Origin of the sequence: Teichococcus aestuarii, from assembly GCF_003116135.1 — a bacterium.
GTDB classification, from domain to species: Bacteria; Pseudomonadota; Alphaproteobacteria; order Acetobacterales; family Acetobacteraceae; genus Pseudoroseomonas; species Pseudoroseomonas aestuarii.
The window spans coordinates 72,306-88,984 of the sequence record NZ_PDOA01000012.1 but is presented as its reverse complement, the minus strand read 5'-3'; the positions used below and the strand labels follow the sequence as shown (position 1 = coordinate 88,984).

Below are 16,679 nucleotides of genomic sequence, written 5' to 3'. Positions count from 1 at the left end.
GCCTTCTCAGACGGCGGGCCGGCCGCCGGCAGGCCCGCCAGGCTTCAGATCCGGCGGTCCGCCGGATCGGCGCCGGTCATGCCGGAAGCCGTGCCGCCGCCCACATGGCGGCTGGAGGGCGTGCCCGGAATGTCGGTCACGGGGGCGTCGGGGTCGTAACCCTGCCAGCCGCCGGCGCGGTAATCCGCCTCGCGCTTGCGCACATCCACCGGGCTGTGGCGGTCGAGGATGGTCTCGGCCTCCACGGCGCGCATGTCGTCGGTGCGTACCGTCACCATGCTGCCGCCGCGGCGCACGCTTTCGGCATAGACGGGCGCATCCGCCTCGCTGACGCCCGCGCCGGTGAGGCTGCCGAGCAGGCCGCCCGCCGCCGCGCCCGCGCCGGCGCCGGTCAGCGCCGCCACCAGCGCGCCCGCCGCGACCACCGGCCCGATGCCGGGAATGGCCAGGGCGCCAAGGCCCGCCGCCAGCCCCGCGCCGCCGCCCACCAGCGTGCCCAGCGTGGCGCCGATGCCGGCACCCGACTTGGTATGCTCCTCGGAATGGTGTTCCGTCGAGGGGTCCACCGCCGGGGTGGTGTCGCGCTTGGCGTCGTTGGCGACGATGCCGACATCGTCATGCGAGAAGCCCGCGGCCTCGAGGTCGCGCACCGCCGCCATGGCGTGCTCGCGCGTGTCGAAGAGCCGGGTAATAGTCCTGCTGGCCATGATGTTTCCTCTTCTTGTGCTAGGTCAAAAGCCGGCGCGCGCTCAGCGGGGCGCGGCGTTGCCGGTCACGACATTGCCCTGGAAGTCGAGGCCAACTTCGGCCGTCTGGCCGTTGCGCATCGCACGGCCGCGCCAGACGCCCTTGTCGTCCTTCTGCAGCCCCTGAACATCCGTGTAGCCGGCGGCCTCGATGCGGCTGCGCGCCTGGCCTTCGGTGAAGCTGTTGGCGCCCTCGGCCGGCGTGGCCGTGGTGGGCGGGTTGTCGGTGCCAGGCGCCGCCGCGCCGCGGTTCGGCGCCACGTCAGGCGGCGCGACCCGGCCGGGCGTGGTGGTGGTGCCGGGAGTGCCCTGACCCATGGTGGTGCCACCGCCCCCAGGGTTGGAGGGCGAGCCGACAGTGCCCTGCTGCGCCATTGCGGCCGGTGCCACCATCAGCGCCGCGGCAAGGACCATGGCCATGCTTTTCGACTGCATGCGATCTCTCCCATTGTTCTTTCGTCACGGCACGGGGTGCCGCATGGCAGAGGAACGGCCGACGTCTCTTTTCGTTGACTGACGGGCGGAAAAAATATCCAAGCTTTGGCTTGTCTTTATTGATGAATTCTTCTTGGATTTGCGTTGAATCCAAGGAACAGGCCAGCGCGCCCGTCTCCCGCGGCCGCCGCAGGCACCGGGACGGAGGCAGGAGAACTCCGAAGGATTATGCGAAAAATTAATCCGTCCTGTGCCTCATCGGCGCATGACATGTGTGCCTGTTCTTCGGATTCTGCTCCCGGTCCTGCTGGCGCTGGCCCGCTGGCCCGGCGCCTGGGCCGGGACGGCCGATTGCAATACCGCCATCCGGGCCGCGGAGCGGGCAGAGGAGCTGCCGCGCGGCCTGCTGGCCGCCATGGGCCGGGTGGAAAGCGGGCGGCGCACGGGCCGCGGCAATGTCGAGCCCTGGCCCTGGACGGTCAATGCCCGCGGCGAAGGCCATGCCTTCGAGACACGCGGCGAGGCGCTTCGCAAGGTACGCCGGCTGCAGATGGAAGGTGTCCGCCTGATCGATGTGGGCTGCCTGCAGATCAACCTTCACCATCACCCGCAGGCTTTCGCCTCGCTGGAGGAAGCCTTTTCTCCCCAGGCCAATGCGCGCTATGCGGCGCGGTTCCTGCGCCGGCTGAAGGAGCGCCAGGGCGACTGGATGCGCGCCGTGGCGCATTACCATTCCGGCCAGGCTGAACGCGGCGGAGCCTATCGGCAGCGCGTCCTGCTGGCGATGCGGGGTGAGCCGCCTCCCGCTTCCCGCACCGCGGCGGCCCGTGCGCCATCCTCCGTCTCCCGCCCGCACCCGCGGGCATCGGACCCGGAGGGATCGGGCGAGGCTTCGCTCTGGCTGCGCGCCGCGGAAGCATCGCCCGGGCCGGGGCGGCGATGACCGCCCCCCCGGAAGGGCAGCTACCGCCTTATCGGTGCGTCTTGGCCAGGCGCAGCAGGTGCTGGCCATACGCCGTCTTGGCGAAGAGGTGGCCGCGCCGCTCCAGCTGGTCGAGATCGATGAAGCCGTTCAGGAAGGCCACTTCCTCAAGACAGGCGATCGGCAGGCCCTGGCGCTGCTGGATGGCGCGGACGAACTCGCTGGCATCCAGGAGGGAGTCGTGGGTGCCTGTGTCGAGCCAGGCGTAGCCCCGCCCCATGCGCTCCACCTGCAGCTTGCCGGCTTCCAGGTAGCGCTGGTTGACATCGGTGATCTCCAGCTCGCCCCGGCTGGAAGGCTTGATGGAGGCCGCGATGTCGATGACGGCATTGTCATAGAAGTAGAGGCCCGTGACCGCCCAGTTGGATTTCGGCTGGGCAGGCTTCTCCTCGATGGAGATGGCGCGGCCCGTCGGGTCGAAATCGACGACGCCGTAGCGCTCCGGGTCATCGACGTAATAGGCGAAGACCGTGGCGCCATCCGTCCGCGTCGCGGCCTGCTGCACCATGGCGGACAGGTTGGCGCCGTAGAAGATGTTGTCGCCCAGAACCAGCGCGACCGGGTCCTCGCCGATGAACTCCCGCCCCAGCAGGAAGGCCTGTGCCAGCCCCTCCGGCTTCTCCTGGACCACATAGCTGAAAGACACGCCGTACTGGCTGCCATCGCCCAGCAGGCGCTTGTACATCTCGATGAAGTCGGGCGAGGAGATGACCAGGATTTCCCGTATCCCCGCCAGCATCAGCACGGAAATCGGATAGTAGACCATCGGCTTGTCGTAGACAGGCAGCAACTGCTTGTTGACCGCCAGCGTGGCCGGATGAAGCCGCGTGCCGGAGCCTCCGGCGAGCACGATACCTTTCATAGCCTCTCAGAATTCCTTTGCCTCTCGGGGGATTTGATCGGGCCATCGCCCAAAGCGCTCGCTGCCGGCCGGCTTCCGGAAGACGCGGCGGCTATAGCCGCGTGGCGCGGGGCTGCGCCACCCTCTTCCTCGCTCCCCGGAACGGAGTGTCCGCCACGGCCGGGGGCGCCGCCAGACTGGCATGGGCTGGGCCAATGCACCGGGCGAAGGGCTGGCCCGCATCGCGGCGCCCCACCATGGCGCTCAGGGAACCAGCGCATCTCCCAGCGGCAGCAGGGGCCGGCCGTCATAGGCAAAGGGGCTGTCGAAGCCGCGCAGCGACGGCTGCTTCTGGTCCTTCTCGGACAGGATGGCGGCCGCGGCGTCGAGCGGCCACGCGATGGCGATGTCGGGATCGTTCCACATCAGGCCGCTGTCGCAATTTCGGTCGTAATAGTTGGAGGTCTTGTAGGCGACCTCCGTATCCGGCTCCAGCGTCATGAACCCGTGCGCGAAGCCGATGGGAACCAGGAGCTGCTCGCCATTCTCGGCCGAGAGGACGCGGCTCACCCACTGCCCATAGGTCGGCGAGCCCTTCCGGATATCGACCGCCACGTCGAAGATCTTCCCCCTCAGGCAACGCACGAGCTTGTCCTGCGCGAAGGGCGGGGTCTGGAAGTGCAGGCCCCGCAAGGTTCCGACCTGGCCGGAGAGGGAATGATTGTCCTGCACGAATTCCAGCTTCAGGCCGGCCGCCGCGAAGCGCTCCTTGTTCCAGGTTTCGGAGAACCATCCCCGGGAGTCCCCGAAGCGTTTGGGACGGACAAGCTGGACCGGGCTGGCTGACATCATTCGTTTCCGTTACAAAGAAGATTTAATATTTCAGGCTTTTATAGATCATAAAAATTGCCGTGCAACAGGATTTGATAAACGGTCTTTATTTGAGTTATATCAATAAATCCATCATCTTGTAGAAAATATTCTACAAATATTTGTCGACGTCAGAAATATTCTATAATATTTTCACTTGTTTATCCGGCTGGTGCCCGCTTTTCTCTTCGGATTTGCTGCGCCGTACACTCCACCTGTGCCGCTTTCGTCGCGCGTACAAAGCGCGGGGGCGGTTCGAGGCCAATGTCAGCGATGAACAACAGGGAAGTGTTCATCGTACGGTCTGTCGGAGAGGGCGCCGCTTGGCCGCCTTGCCTCGCCTTCTGCACCAACCCGCTTTTCCTGCCGAGGACGCTGCGGATGCAGGATCTGGCCGCTGATCCAGGCGGCATCCAGCCCTGGCCTCGCCCCGGGGGCATCACGGGGGAGGACGCCAATCCCTCAATTCAGCATGTCTCTCCGGTCCGGAGCCGGCGCGCGCAAGGCAATGCCGGACCTCGGCCGGGCCGCCGCCCGGAGCACCAGCCACATGGGCTTCGCGCGCCCGGCAAGCGGCAATCCTGGCCGTCCGCCCCGGGCGGGCGGCCAGGCGCCCACGGCTCCCCTTCGCAGGACAGGGCCGAGGCAGATCTCAGTTCGCCGTGATGCCGCTCTCCCGGACCAGCGGCTCCCATTTCGCCATCTCCGACCGGAGCCAGGCCGCGGCACTGGCGGGCGTGCTGTCGGAGCGCGGCTGGACCGAAAGCTCGGTGAAGCGCTGTTGGACATTGGGCATGCGCACCACCTTGTTCACCGCCTGGTTCAGCGCGTTCACGACCTCCTCCGGGGTGCCGGCCGGCGCGAAAAGCATGTGCCAGGTGTACGCCTCGTAACCGGGCAACCCGGCCTCGGCGAAAGTCGGCACATCGGGCAGTTGCGGCAGACGCTGCGCGGAACTGACAGCGAGTGCCCGCGTGGCGCCGCTCTGCACGCTGGCGATGCCATCGGAGGCGACGTTGAGGAACATCGTCAGGTTGCCGTTCAGCAGGTCCGGCATGGCGGGGGCCGAGCCGCGATACGGGATGTGGTTGACCTTCAGATCGCCTGCTTGCCGCAGGAACAGCTCGGTGGCCAGATGCACCGCTCCGCCGGCGCCGGAACTGCCGTAATCGTACCGGCCGGGCTTGTCGCGGAACAGCGCGATCAGCTCCTGCAGGTTGCGCGCCGGAACGTCCTTGTTCACCATCAGCAGCATCGGCACCGTGCCGACCAGCGCGACCGGCCGGAAATCGGCCACCGGATCAAAGCTGAGGCTGGAGAAGAGAGGCCGCAGCACCGCATGAGCGATGGTGCTGTAGAGTATGGTGTAGCCATCACGTGGCGCCTTGGCCACGGTCTCGGTGCCGACCACCACGCCGGAACCGGTGCGGTTCTCGACCAGCACGCGTTGCGGCAACACGTTGGTCAACCCGTCCGCCACCAAGCGTGCGGCGACATCGGTGGGGCCGCCCGCGGCGAAGGGGCAGATCAGGCGCACCGGCTGGCTGGGCCAGGCCGAGGCCGCCACGGGCGTGGCGCGTGCCGCCGCGACCAGGCCGCCGAGCGTCGGCAACAGCAGGCGACGATGAATTCCAGGCATGCTTCCTCCTTGCAAACTCGCCCGGCCCCAAAGCGGGGCTGACGGCGCAGCAGGAGTCTTTCCGCCCCATGCAGGCTGCGCCACAGGCCGGGTCAGTGTCGCGTAAACGGCTTCGGGGCACTATCCCAAAGCGTCCATCCCGCCTCTCCTCGGGTTCCGCGTCTGGAGCCGCTGCCGTGGTGGCGAGCATCGCGCCGGCGGCAAGGCAGGCAGGAGGTTCCTGGCATCCGGACCTCGGCGCAGGCGGGGGCGTACAGGAGAAGGACGCGGAAAAGACGATGATGCGGCCAGCCCAGCCAGGGCGCATCGGCTGGCTCCGGGCGGCTGCGGGGCGGTTTTCAACCAGGAAAACTTCCTGAAAAACCATAATCTACCATAAGTAGATTACCATTAATATTCCTTGAATATTTTGGCGCGCCTAAATAATTGAGCAATGTCAACAAGGTGTTACAGAAAGCGGTGCTGCGCCGCGCTGTATGGTGGGAGATGCTCCGCCTGCATCCCGAAAGCGGCAGGAAGGGGCGGCGAAACTCGAACCCGGTTCGCTTCTGCGGCTGCTTTCCGCGCAGGTACAGCAGCGTCCGGCTTTGCTTTGAAGGATTATGCACGGTGCACTTACCGGCAGCAGCAACCGGCCACGGCAAAGTGGAACGCCGCGATCTCTTCGGCCACATGGCGTTGTTCGGATCCGATCTGGCCGTTGTTGACGAGACCGGCCGGGCCTGGTCCCACAAGGAATTCGCTGCCTTCGCCGATGCCGCCTGCGCTTCCCTGCCACGGGAGCGCTGCCTGGTTGCCGTGCAAGCCTCCAACACGCTCCGCTCCCTGGCAGCCTATGTGGGCGCCTCGCGGGCCGGGCACGCGGTGCTCCTCCTCAAGGACACGGAGGGCGAGGACTCCCCGCTCGCGATGCGCTTCCAGCCCGATTTCCTCTACACTCTGGAGGATGACCGCTGGCACCCGCGGCAATCCCCTTCCACGGCCGGGCTGCACCCCGACCTGGCGGTGCTGCTCGCCACATCCGGCTCGACGGGGGAGCCGAAGCTGGTTCGCCTCTCCAACAAGAACCTTGTCTCCAACGCGCTCTCCATCGCGGAGTACCTGGAGTTCGCCCCCGGAGAGCGGGCGATCACCACCCTGCCGTTCCATTACTCGTATGGAATGTCGGTCATCAACTCGCACCTGGCCACGGGCGGCGCCATCATCCTGAACGAGGCATCGCTCACGGAGGATGCGTTCTGGCAGCGGTTCGAAGCCTTCGGGGCGACGAGCCTCGCCGGCGTGCCGCACAGCTTCGACCTGCTCGAGCGGGGCGGCTTCCTTGCCAGGCCTCCTCCGGCCTCCCTGCGGTACTTCACCCAGGCGGGGGGCAAGCTGCCGCAGGAGACGGTGCGCCGCTTCGCGGATTTTGCCGAAAGGCATAGCCGCCGCTTCTATGTGATGTATGGCCAGACGGAGGCGGCGCCGCGCATCGCCTATGTGCCGCCCGCGCTGGTGAAGCAGTATCCGGCCGCCATCGGCGTGCCGGTCCCTGGCGGAGCGATCTCTCTCCTGGACGAGCACGGCGCCCCGATCAATGCCCCCGGCATCGAAGGCGAGCTTGTCTATGCCGGCCCGAACGTCATGATGGGCTATGGCCTGCAGCGGGCGGACCTTGCCGGGGGCGCCGAGCTGACCGAGCTTCGCACCGGCGATCTGGCGGTTCTCAACGCCGACGGCCTCTACACGATCACGGGGCGGAAGAGCCGGTTCATCAAGCCTTTCGGCCTGCGCATCGGTCTCGACGACATCGAGGCGCGGCTGCGCCAGGCCGGCATTGCCGCCGCGGTGGCCGGCGATGACACGGGCCTGCAGATCGCGGCGGTTGCGCCGGCTTCGGCTGAGGCCGTGGCCGATCTCGTTCTGCGCCACCATGACCTGCCGGCCGCCAGCATCCAGGTCATCCAGCTGCCCGAGATTCCGCGCCTTCCTTCCGGCAAGATCGACTATGCCGGCATCCGCGGGATGTTCGCCGCACGGGCGGCCGCCACGCGCCTGTCCGAGCAGCGCCTCTCGCTGCACGCGGCCTTCGCCAGGCTTCTGGGCCACCCCGATCTGGGCCGGGACCAATCCTTTGCTTCCGCCGGCGGCGACTCGCTCAACTACATCAACGCCTCTCTGCTCATCGAGGAGCATCTGAACTTCCTGCCCGAAGGCTGGGAGCAGATGACGATCCGCGAGCTCGAGGCCATACCGCGCCGCCAGGCCGGCGATGCGGCCCAGCAGGCGGGTCCGTCGAAATTGTACTTCCTCGACCAGGTCCGTGCCGCCCTCATGCTGCTGGGCATCCCGTTCCACGCAGCCCTGGCCTATATCGACTTTCCCTGGATCGTCAGGGCGGGCGAGCCATCGGCTTTCCTGACGGGCTTCGCGGATTTCATCAGCACCTTCCGCATGCCGGCCTTCTTCCTGCTGGGCGGCTTCTTCGCGATGATGTTCGTCGATCAGCGGAACGCCATGAAATGGTGGCGGCAGCGGACGGTCCAGCTGGGCGTCCCGCTGATCTCGACAATCCTCCTGCTCAATCCCCTCATGATGCTGGCCTACGCCCTGAACAACGGCTCCGGCACGGGCGTCCTGTCCGGCTGGCTGTCGCGGCTCGGCACGCCGGGCCCGCACTGGATCGAGCACGTCTGGTTCCTGATCTTCCTGATCGTCTATACGCTCCTGCTGGCGCTGCCATACCGCTTCGGGCGGCCAGACTCGGTCTCGCGCATGGCTTCCGCCGCCGGCGGCCTGATCCTGGGGAGCCGCGTGAACCTGGCCCTCGCCGCCATCGCCGCCGGCGCCTTCAGCATGCTGAGCGTGGCCGTCCTCAAGGTCCTCGGCATGACCTTCATCTTCTGGAACATGATCTACCTGAGCGAGATGGCTTCCCTCCTCCCTGTCTTCGCCATGGGATGCCTGCTTGCCGCGCGCAGGGAGTACATCGAGCGCTTCGCTTCCATCGACGGCCTGGCCGTTGCGTTGGCCCTGGCGGGAACGGCCACCCTCATGCAGATTCATCTGCGCGAGGAGGCCGTCTATCGCGCGCTGACGTTCTTCCTCGTTCCCCTGACCGGCATCTACTGGTCGAAGATCCTGCTCTTCGTGGCGCTCCGCTGGCTCGACACGCCGAACGTCTGGGTCCGCAAGCTCGTCAACGCCTCCATGACCATCTACCTGGTCCACATGGTCATCATCGTGTTCCTTGGCGCGGCCTTCGCCCTGGTGGATCTGCCTCCGGTCGGCGAATTCCTGATCATCACCGTGGCCACCGGGGTCCTGTCCCTGGGCTTCCACCAGCTCGTATCCCGCAACTGGCTGCTCATGTTCCTCTTCACCGGCATCGCGAAGGGCCGCCAGAGCAGGCCTTCTCAGGCACGGAACGAGGCCCATCCCCTGATCCCGGGGCCTCTGTCGCAATCCCGCCGGTGAGGCAGGCCCTGGGGCACCGAAGCCTCGGGGCGCCGCATGTTGTTAGCTGCCGCTGCCCCCCCCCTGGTGTACCAGGGGGCATGCACCGGCCCTGTTCAAATCCTCTGACCGTGTCTCTCGACCGGAGACGCTTCCTCGCATTGCTCGGCCTGGCCGCCGCGGCGCCACGCGAGGCCGAGGCGCTGGAATTCACGGATGCCGGCCGTCTCGTCACCGACAATCGTGAGAACGGCGTGCGGATCCTGAGCGCACAGGGCGAGTTCGTCGGCGCGCGCGGCGCGTATTACGGCCCGCCCGTGCCGTTCGCGCAGTTGCCGAAGCACCTGATCAACGCGCTGGTGGCCAGCGAGGACCGGCGCTTCTACGACCATTGGGGCCTGGACCCGCGGGCCATGGCGCGCGCCGTCTGGTCGACGCTCACGGGGCGCACCCAGGGCGGCAGCACCCTGACCCAGCAGACCATCAAGGAGATCTACCTCAAGGAGCACAGCCCGATCGTGCGCAAGCTCCTGGAGGAGCCAGTGCTGGCGCCGATCCTGGAGCTGAACCTGAGCAAGGAGGACATCCTGTTCGTCTACCTCAACAGGGTCTTCTTCGGCGGCAGCGCCTATGGCATCGAGGCCGCCGCGCGGGTCTACTTCAACAAATATGCCCTCAGCCTGAGCGTGCTGGAATCGGCCATGATGGTCGGCCTGCTGCCCGCCCCCAACCGGTACAACCCGCACCGCAATTTCGAGCTCTCGCGCGACCGTGGCTTCCGGGTCATCGAGCAGATGGTGGAGGCCGGCTCCCTCTCGCGGAGGGCGGCGGACCGCGCCAAGCAGCAGGCTGTCGCCATCGCCCCGTCGCGATCCGCCTGGGGCGGCGTCTATCCCCGCGGCACGCAGATCGGCTGGTTCGCGCGCTGGGCGGAGGCGGAGGCCAATGGCAATTCCACGCCTGAAGGGCGGCAGGGTACGAGGACCATCTCCACCACGCTGGACATGAAGATCCAGGCGTCCGCCGAACGGCACATGCAGCAGGCGCTGCGCCGCCACGCCGGCGCCGGGCAGATCGAGGAGGGCGCGGTGGTCGTCATGCGGCATGACGGCGCCGTGGTGGCGCTGGTGGGCGGCCGCGACTACAGGCAGAAGGAATGGGACCACGCCACGCAGGCCAGGCGGCAGCCGGGCTCCGTGGCCAAGGTGTTCGTGTATCTGGCGGCCCTCCAGGAAGGCAGCACGCCGGACAGCATGGTCAGCGATGCCGCCCTGGAGCTGGGGGGGCGGCCTGTCAGGAATTTCGACGACAGGTATCTCGGCGACATCACCCTGGCCGCCGCGCTGGAGAAATCCTCCAACACAGCCGCCGTCCGCGTGGCGATGCGGAACACCGGGGCGGTCCGCGCCCTGATCAGGACGATGAACATCGACGACGATCCGGAAGGCGAGGCGGGCGACCTGGCGCTGGGCACCTACGAGGCCAGGCTGGTCGATCTCACCGCGGCCTTCGCCAGCATCGCCAACCACGGCCGGATGGTCGTGCCGTATTCGGTGCAGAAGGTCCAGGATTCGGCCGGCACCGAGATCCTGACGCGCGTGCTGCCGGCACGGTCGGAGATCAGGCAGGCCCTGGCCCCGCGCCATGCGGATGCCATGCGGCAGATGCTCTCGGGCGTTGTCGAGCGCGGCACCGGAAAGGCCGCCGATCCCGGCTTCTGGGCGGGGGGCAAGACGGGAACGACCACCGCCAACCGCGACGCCTGGTTCATCGGCTTCACCGAGGAGTACGTGGCCGGCATCTGGCTCGGCAATGGCGACAACAAGCCGATGCAGGGCGTGTCCGGCGGCGGGCTGCCGGCGCAGATCTGGCGTGCCGTCATGATGGACATCGGCAGGGGCTCCTGACGGGGCGCGCAACGGCCCGCGGCTCGGCGCAACGCCCGCGGGCATTCCGGCCGGCTTCCGTCTCGGAGCCGGCTCGGTCCGGAGTGCCGGTTTCCGTCCGGGGGGCTGCTCTGCTATGGCGTGGGTCATGTCCATCATCGGGCCGGCAATGGTCTTATCTCTCTCCGAAGGCCACCGCCCCGAGCCGCCCCGGCAGCCTTGCCGGAGGGGGCCGCGCCGATGAGCGAAACCATGGCCCACGGCCAGCAGATCCTGAACGGCGCCATCGACCCCGCCATCATCAGCTTCGACCTGGAAGGCCGGATCACCAGTTGGAGCGAGGGCGCCCGGCACATCCTCGGCTGGACCGAGGCGGAGATGCTCGGCGCCCCGGCCGACCGGATCTTCACGCCGGAGGATGTGGCCGGCGGCAGGCCTGCCTTCGAGCGGGACGAGGCCCTCCGCACGGGGCGCGGCCGCGACGAGCGCTGGCATGTCCGCGCCGACGGCTCGCGGGTTTTCACCCAGGGCGAGATGATGGTGCTGCGCGCCGGGACGGGCGCCGCCTCCGGCTTCATCAAGACCCTGCGCGACCGCGGCGGACAGCGGCGGGTGGACCAGCCCCTGCGCGGCAGCCAGGACTGGGCCGCGGCCGCCCTCGGGACGGGGCTGGTCGGCTTCTTCGACTGGGATGTGGCGGCCGGCCTGGTCCGGGCCGATGAACGCTTCGCCACACTCCATGGCCTGGATGCCGCCCGGCTGGCCGAGGGCATGCCGCTGGCGCAGGTGCTGGCGGCGGTCCATCCTGAGGACCGGGTTTCCGCCGAGAGGCTCTCCGCCACCCTGGCCGGGCGCGGGGAGTACACCAGGCAGTTCCGCGTCGTGCCCGGGGCGGGAAAGGCCCGCAGCGTCCTCATGCGCGGCCGCTGCTACGAATGGGACGGAAAGCAGGCCCTGCGCTTCACCGGCATCGTCATCGACATCTCGGCCGCCCTGGACGCCCAGGAGGCGCTGCGGGCGAGCGAGGCGTTCAACCGCCAGGTGCTGGCCAGCTCCCCCGACTGCATCAAGGTCCTCGATCTCGACGGCACGCTGCGCTTCATGAGCGAAGGCGGGCTCCGGGCCATGGAGATCGACGATTTCGCCGCCTTCAAGGGATGCCACTGGCCGGATTTCTGCCATGGCTACGAACGGGGTGCGCTCCAGGCGGCGCTGGCCACCGCCAGGGCCGGCGGCCGGGGCCACTTCCAGGGCTATGCCGACACCGTGAAGGGCAACCGCCGCTACTGGGACGTGGTGGTGACGCCGATGCTGGATGCCGGGGGCCGGCCGGACCGGCTGCTGGCGATCTCCCGCGACGTGACGGAGGCGCAGGCCGCCGGCGAGCGGATCGGGCTGGCGCTGGACACGGGCGTCGTGCTGGGCACCTGGGTGTGGAACGTCGCCCGGGACCAGCTCACCGGCGATGCCCGCTTCGCCGACACCTTCGGCCTCGATCCGGAGGCCCTGACGACAGGCCTCGCGCTGCGCGCGGCCGCCGCGGCGATCCACCCCGATGATCTGGCCCAGGTCGCGGAGCGGGTCGGGCAGGCCGTGTCGCGGGGCGAGCCGTATCGCGCCGAGTACCGCGTCCGCCGGCCCGACGGCTCCTGGCGGTGGATCGAGGCGAATGGCCATTGCGAGCTGGATCCGGCCGGGGAACCCACGCGCTTTCCGGGCATCCTGATCGACATCGACAGCCGCAAGCGGCAGGAGCTGCGCCAGGCCGCGCTGATCGAGCTCGGCGACCATCTCCGCGGCCTCAGCCATCCGGCCGCCATCGCCGCCGCGGCATCGCAGGTTCTCGGCGCGGCGCTGCAGGTGTCGCGGGCGGGCTATGGCAGCGTCGATGCCGCCCGCGAGGTGATCGAGATAGAGCCCGACTGGTGCGCCGGCCCGGGGATCGCATCGGTCGCCGGGCGGCACGCCTTCCGGGATTTCGGCTCCTACATCGACGACCTCAAGCGCAACGAGGTCGTCGCCATCCCCGATGTGCGGCAGGACCCCCGGACCGGCGCGGGCGTGGCGCGGCTCGGTGCCCTGCAGATAAGGGCGCTGCTCAACGTGCCGCTGATGAAGGACGGGCGGCTGGCGGCCGTTGTCCTCGCCCACACGGACGCCGAACACCCCTGGACGGAGGAGGAGGTCGCCTTCGCCCGCGCCGTGGCGGACCGCACCTGGGCCGCCATGGAGCAGGCCCGGGCCGGGGCGGAGCTGCAGCGGATCAACGAGACGCTGGAGCAGCAGGTGGCCAGGCGCACCCAGGAGCGCGACGGCATCTGGAACGCCTCGCAGGACCTGCTCGGCGTCGCCGATGCGCACGGGGTCTGGCTCAGCGTGAATCCGGCCTGGACCGACAAGCTGGGATGGAGCCGCGAGGAGATCCTCGGCCGCACCTCGGAATGGCTGGAGCATCCCGAGGACCGTGCCGCCACCCATGTGGCGGTGATCCGCCTCGCCGGCGGGTCGCGGGTGGCCGATTTCGAGAACCGCTTCCGGACCCGGAACGGCGGCTACCGCAGCTTCTCCTGGGTCGCGGTGCCGGTCGAGGGCAAGCTCTTCTGCTCCGCCCGCGACATCACCGAGCAGAAGCTCGCGGCCGAGCGTCTGGCACGGGCCGAGGAGGCGCTGCGGCAGAGCCAGAAGATGGAGGCGGTCGGCCAGCTCACCGGCGGCGTCGCGCACGACTTCAACAACCTCCTGACCGGCATCACCGGCAGCCTGGAGCTGATGAGCCTGCGCATCGGGCAGGGGCGGATCAGCGAGCTGGAACACTATGTGGCGGCGGCGCAGGGCGCGGCCAGGCGCGCCGCCGCCCTGACGCACCGGCTGCTTGCCTTCTCGCGCCGCCAGACCCTCGCGCCGAGCCCGACGAACATCAACCGCCTCGTCGCCGGCATGGAGGAGCTGATCCGCCGCACGGTGGGGCCGGAGATCGAGGTCGAGGTCGTCGGCGCCGCGGGCCTGTGGCCGGCCCTGATCGATGCCAACCAGCTCGAGAACGCGCTGCTGAACCTGTGCATCAATGCGCGGGACGCCATGCCCGAGGGCGGGCGCATCACCATCGAGACGGCGAACCGGTGGCTGGACGAGCGGGCGATCCGGGAGCAGGACCTGGCGCCCGGGCAGTATCTCTCGCTCTGCGTCACCGACACCGGAACGGGCATGGCGCCCGAGGTCATCGAACGCGCCTTCGACCCCTTCTTCACCACCAAGCCCCTCGGCCAGGGGACCGGGCTGGGGCTCTCGATGATCTACGGCTTCGTCCGGCAGTCGGGCGGGCAGGTGCGGATCTACTCCGAGCCCGGCCAGGGCACGACCATGTGCCTCTACCTCCCGCGCCATCACGGCCCGGGGGAGGAGAGCGCGAGGCCGGACCTGCCCTCCGCCGCCCCGGGCGCCGGGAAGGGCGAGGCCGTGCTGGTGGTCGATGACGAGGCCACCATCCGGCAGCTCATCTCCGAGGTGCTGGAGGAGCTGGGTTACGCCGTGCTCGAAGCGGAGGATGGCGCCGGCGGCCTCGGCATCCTCCAGTCCGATGCGCGCATCGACCTCCTGGTCACCGATGTCGGCCTGACGGGCGGCATGAACGGGCGGCAGATGGCCGATGCGGCACGGCTCGCCCGGCCGGATCTGAAGGTGCTCTTCATCACCGGATATGCCGAGAACGCGGTGATGGGAAGCAGGCCGCTGGAGGCCGGCATGCACGTGCTCACCAAGCCTTTCGCGATGGACATCCTCGCGCACCGGGTCACGACGTTGATCGCCGGCGGCTAGCCGGCGCGGAGGCCGCGGGCGCCCGGCCCGGAGGAAGCGCCTTGCCGTTTCCCTGGTGACAAGGCCAAGGCCGGTTGCTAGCCAGGCCGGGCCATGCCGCGCTCAGCCCGCCTGATGCTTCGTCTTCTGGCCGTGCTCCTGCTGGCGCAGTGGAGCGGCGGGCTGCCGGCGCATCTGCGCGCCATGGCCGCCATGGGCGAGGCGGTGGTCATCTGCTCGCCGGATGGCACCTACACCCTGCACCTCGGTGCGGATGGCAGGCCGGCGAAGCCGGCCCCGGCAACGGCCATATGCTGCCTGCTCTGCCAGACGCCGGCAGGAGGAGACCTGGCGCCGCCGCCGGCCCTGCCGACGCCGCGCAACATGGCCGCGCCGGAAGTGGCCATGGCCGCGGCCGTGCGGGCCTTCTCCTTCCGGCCGCTGCCCCGCACCCAGCATTCGCGCGCTCCGCCGGTCTCCTGAAGCCCTGGCCGCCTGCCGGCCGAGCCTTCCCGCATCTTCAGGAGATCTTCCATGTCCATTCTGCCCCACAGGCGGATCGGCGCGGCCGCGTGCGGCTGCGCCGGCCTCTCCGCCCTTCATCCTGCGCCCCGACCTCTGGACCGGAGGGAGGGGGCATGACCGGCGATCCCCGCCCCGCCGCCTCCCCGGCCGTGGAGCTCAGGGCCTTCATCGCCCGCCTGCACTTCTATGTCGGGCTGTTCGTCGGGCCCTTCCTGCTGGCCGCTGCCCTGACGGGGGTGCTCTACGTCCTGACGCCGCAGTTGGAGGAAGCCCTGTACCGCCAGGCACTGCGGACGGATTCCGCGGGACCTGCACGGAGCCTCGCCGCCCAGGCCGAAGCGGCCCGCGCCATTGCCGGCCCCGATGCGCGCCTGTTCGCCGTGCGCCCCGCGGCCGCTCCTGGCCGGACCACGCGCGTCATGTTCGTGGAACCGCAGCTCGGCGCATCCGAGAGCCGCGCAATCTTCGTGGATCCGGCGACCTTCGCCGTGAAGGGCGACCTCGTCGTCTATGGCACCAGCGGCATCCTGCCGTTCCGCACCACCCTCGACCATCTGCACCGCGACCTCCTGCTCGGCGAGCCGGGGCGCTACTACAGCGAGCTCGCCGCGTCCTGGCTCTGGGTGGCGACGCTGGGCGGCGTGCTTCTCTGGGCCTGGCGGCGTACCGGCCGGCTGTCCCGGAAGGCTCCGCAGAATGCCCGCCTGCGCACCCGCCGGCTGCACGGGCTGATCGGCGTGTCGCTCTCTCTCGGCCTGCTGTTCCTCTCGGCGACCGGCCTCACCTGGTCGCGATGGGCGGGCGGGCGGATCGACGCGCTGCGCGGCGGGCTGGGCTGGGTCACGCCCTCCGTCTCGCTGAGCCTCGATGCGGCGGCCGCGCCTGCGATGGGCGACCATGCCCACCACCCTGCGGGTGCCCCCCCCGGCGTGGCTGGACAGGATACGGCGGGGCAGGATGCGGCGGGACATCTGGATGCCGTGCTGGCCACCGCCCTGGCGGCGGGAATCGACTCCCCCATGGTGGAAATCCGCCTGCCGCGCCCCGGCAGCGCATGGCTGGTGCGGGAGTACGACCGCTCCTGGCCCACCCAGGTGGACAGCCTCGCCATCGATCCGCGCACGATGCAGGTGACAAGCCGCGCGGATTTCGCGGGCTTCCCCCTGGTCGCCAAGCTGATCCGCTGGGGCATCGACATGCACATGGGGATCCTCTTCGGCGTGGCGAACCAGGTCCTGATGGCGGCGCTGGGCATTGGCCTGATGGTGGCGGCCCTCCATGGCTACCGCATCTGGTGGCAGAACCGCCCTGCGCCGGGCGCGCTGCCGCGCAGCCTGGTCCAGAGCTGGTGCCGGTTGCCGCCGCGGACGCAAATCATCGTGGCCCTGGCCATGGCGGCGCTGGGATGGGCCCTGCCGGTGGCCGGGCTCAGCCTGGCCGCCTTCCTGGCCGTGGATGTCCTGCGCTGGCGCCATGCACGGACATCGGCACGCTCCCTGGCGGCCGAATAGCACCTGAGGCAGGG

11 protein-coding genes are annotated in these 16,679 nt (G+C 69.1%); 6 read left to right on the top strand and 5 right to left on the bottom strand.

The features are described 5' to 3' along the window. Positions 1-44: 44 nt before the first annotated feature. Positions 45-707 carry a general stress protein gene (locus CR165_RS16795; protein WP_219929774.1) on the bottom strand — a complete coding sequence of 221 codons (663 nt, stop codon included), beginning with the start codon at positions 705-707 and terminating at the stop codon, positions 45-47. Positions 708-749: 42 nt separating this feature from the next. After that, positions 750-1,181: a PepSY domain-containing protein gene (locus tag CR165_RS16790; protein ID WP_181378211.1), complete on the bottom strand. Its 432-nt coding sequence runs from the start codon at positions 1,179-1,181 to the stop codon at positions 750-752. 274 nt (positions 1,182-1,455) lie between these two features. Between CR165_RS16790 and CR165_RS16785 the strand changes: the two genes are divergently transcribed. Then, positions 1,456-2,124 (top strand): transglycosylase SLT domain-containing protein, encoded by a 669-nt coding sequence (locus CR165_RS16785; protein WP_181378210.1) that lies wholly within the window; start codon positions 1,456-1,458, stop codon positions 2,122-2,124. Between the two features lie 28 nt (positions 2,125-2,152). On the opposite strand, the gene rfbA is transcribed toward CR165_RS16785, so the two are convergent. The 3 genes from rfbA to CR165_RS16770 all read right to left on the bottom strand — a co-directional run bounded on the left by rfbA (position 2,153) and on the right by CR165_RS16770 (position 5,486). Continuing rightward, on the bottom strand, positions 2,153-3,025 hold the full coding sequence (gene rfbA / locus CR165_RS16780; protein ID WP_109518096.1) for a glucose-1-phosphate thymidylyltransferase RfbA: 873 nt from the start codon (positions 3,023-3,025) through the stop codon (positions 2,153-2,155). 243 nt (positions 3,026-3,268) lie between these two features. After that, positions 3,269-3,853, bottom strand: a complete 585-nt coding sequence (rfbC, locus tag CR165_RS16775) for a dTDP-4-dehydrorhamnose 3,5-epimerase (RefSeq protein ID WP_109518148.1) — start codon at positions 3,851-3,853, stop codon at positions 3,269-3,271. A gap of 673 nt (positions 3,854-4,526) precedes the next feature. After that, a complete protein-coding gene (locus CR165_RS16770; protein ID WP_245906503.1) occupies positions 4,527-5,486 on the bottom strand; it encodes a Bug family tripartite tricarboxylate transporter substrate binding protein in 960 nt (319 codons plus the stop codon). A gap of 453 nt (positions 5,487-5,939) precedes the next feature. On the opposite strand from CR165_RS16770, the gene CR165_RS16765 reads away from it, so the two are divergent. The 5 genes from CR165_RS16765 to CR165_RS16745 all read left to right on the top strand — a co-directional run bounded on the left by CR165_RS16765 (position 5,940) and on the right by CR165_RS16745 (position 16,665). Next, the gene (locus tag CR165_RS16765; RefSeq protein WP_146201927.1) at positions 5,940-8,969 is read left to right on the top strand and encodes an AMP-binding protein; all 3,030 of its coding nucleotides are present in this window, start codon (positions 5,940-5,942) and stop codon (positions 8,967-8,969) included. Between the two features lie 110 nt (positions 8,970-9,079). Continuing rightward, a complete protein-coding gene (locus tag CR165_RS16760) occupies positions 9,080-10,855 on the top strand; it encodes a transglycosylase domain-containing protein (protein ID WP_181378208.1) in 1,776 nt (591 codons plus the stop codon). A gap of 219 nt (positions 10,856-11,074) precedes the next feature. Continuing rightward, positions 11,075-14,650 carry a PAS domain S-box protein gene (locus tag CR165_RS16755; RefSeq protein ID WP_109518093.1) on the top strand — a complete coding sequence of 1,192 codons (3,576 nt, stop codon included), beginning with the start codon at positions 11,075-11,077 and terminating at the stop codon, positions 14,648-14,650. A gap of 114 nt (positions 14,651-14,764) precedes the next feature. Beyond that, the gene (locus CR165_RS16750) at positions 14,765-15,112 is read left to right on the top strand and encodes a DUF2946 family protein (RefSeq protein ID WP_181378207.1); all 348 of its coding nucleotides are present in this window, start codon (positions 14,765-14,767) and stop codon (positions 15,110-15,112) included. 155 nt (positions 15,113-15,267) lie between these two features. Then, on the top strand, positions 15,268-16,665 hold the full coding sequence (locus CR165_RS16745) for a PepSY-associated TM helix domain-containing protein (protein ID WP_109518091.1): 1,398 nt from the start codon (positions 15,268-15,270) through the stop codon (positions 16,663-16,665). Positions 16,666-16,679: the final 14 nt, after the last annotated feature.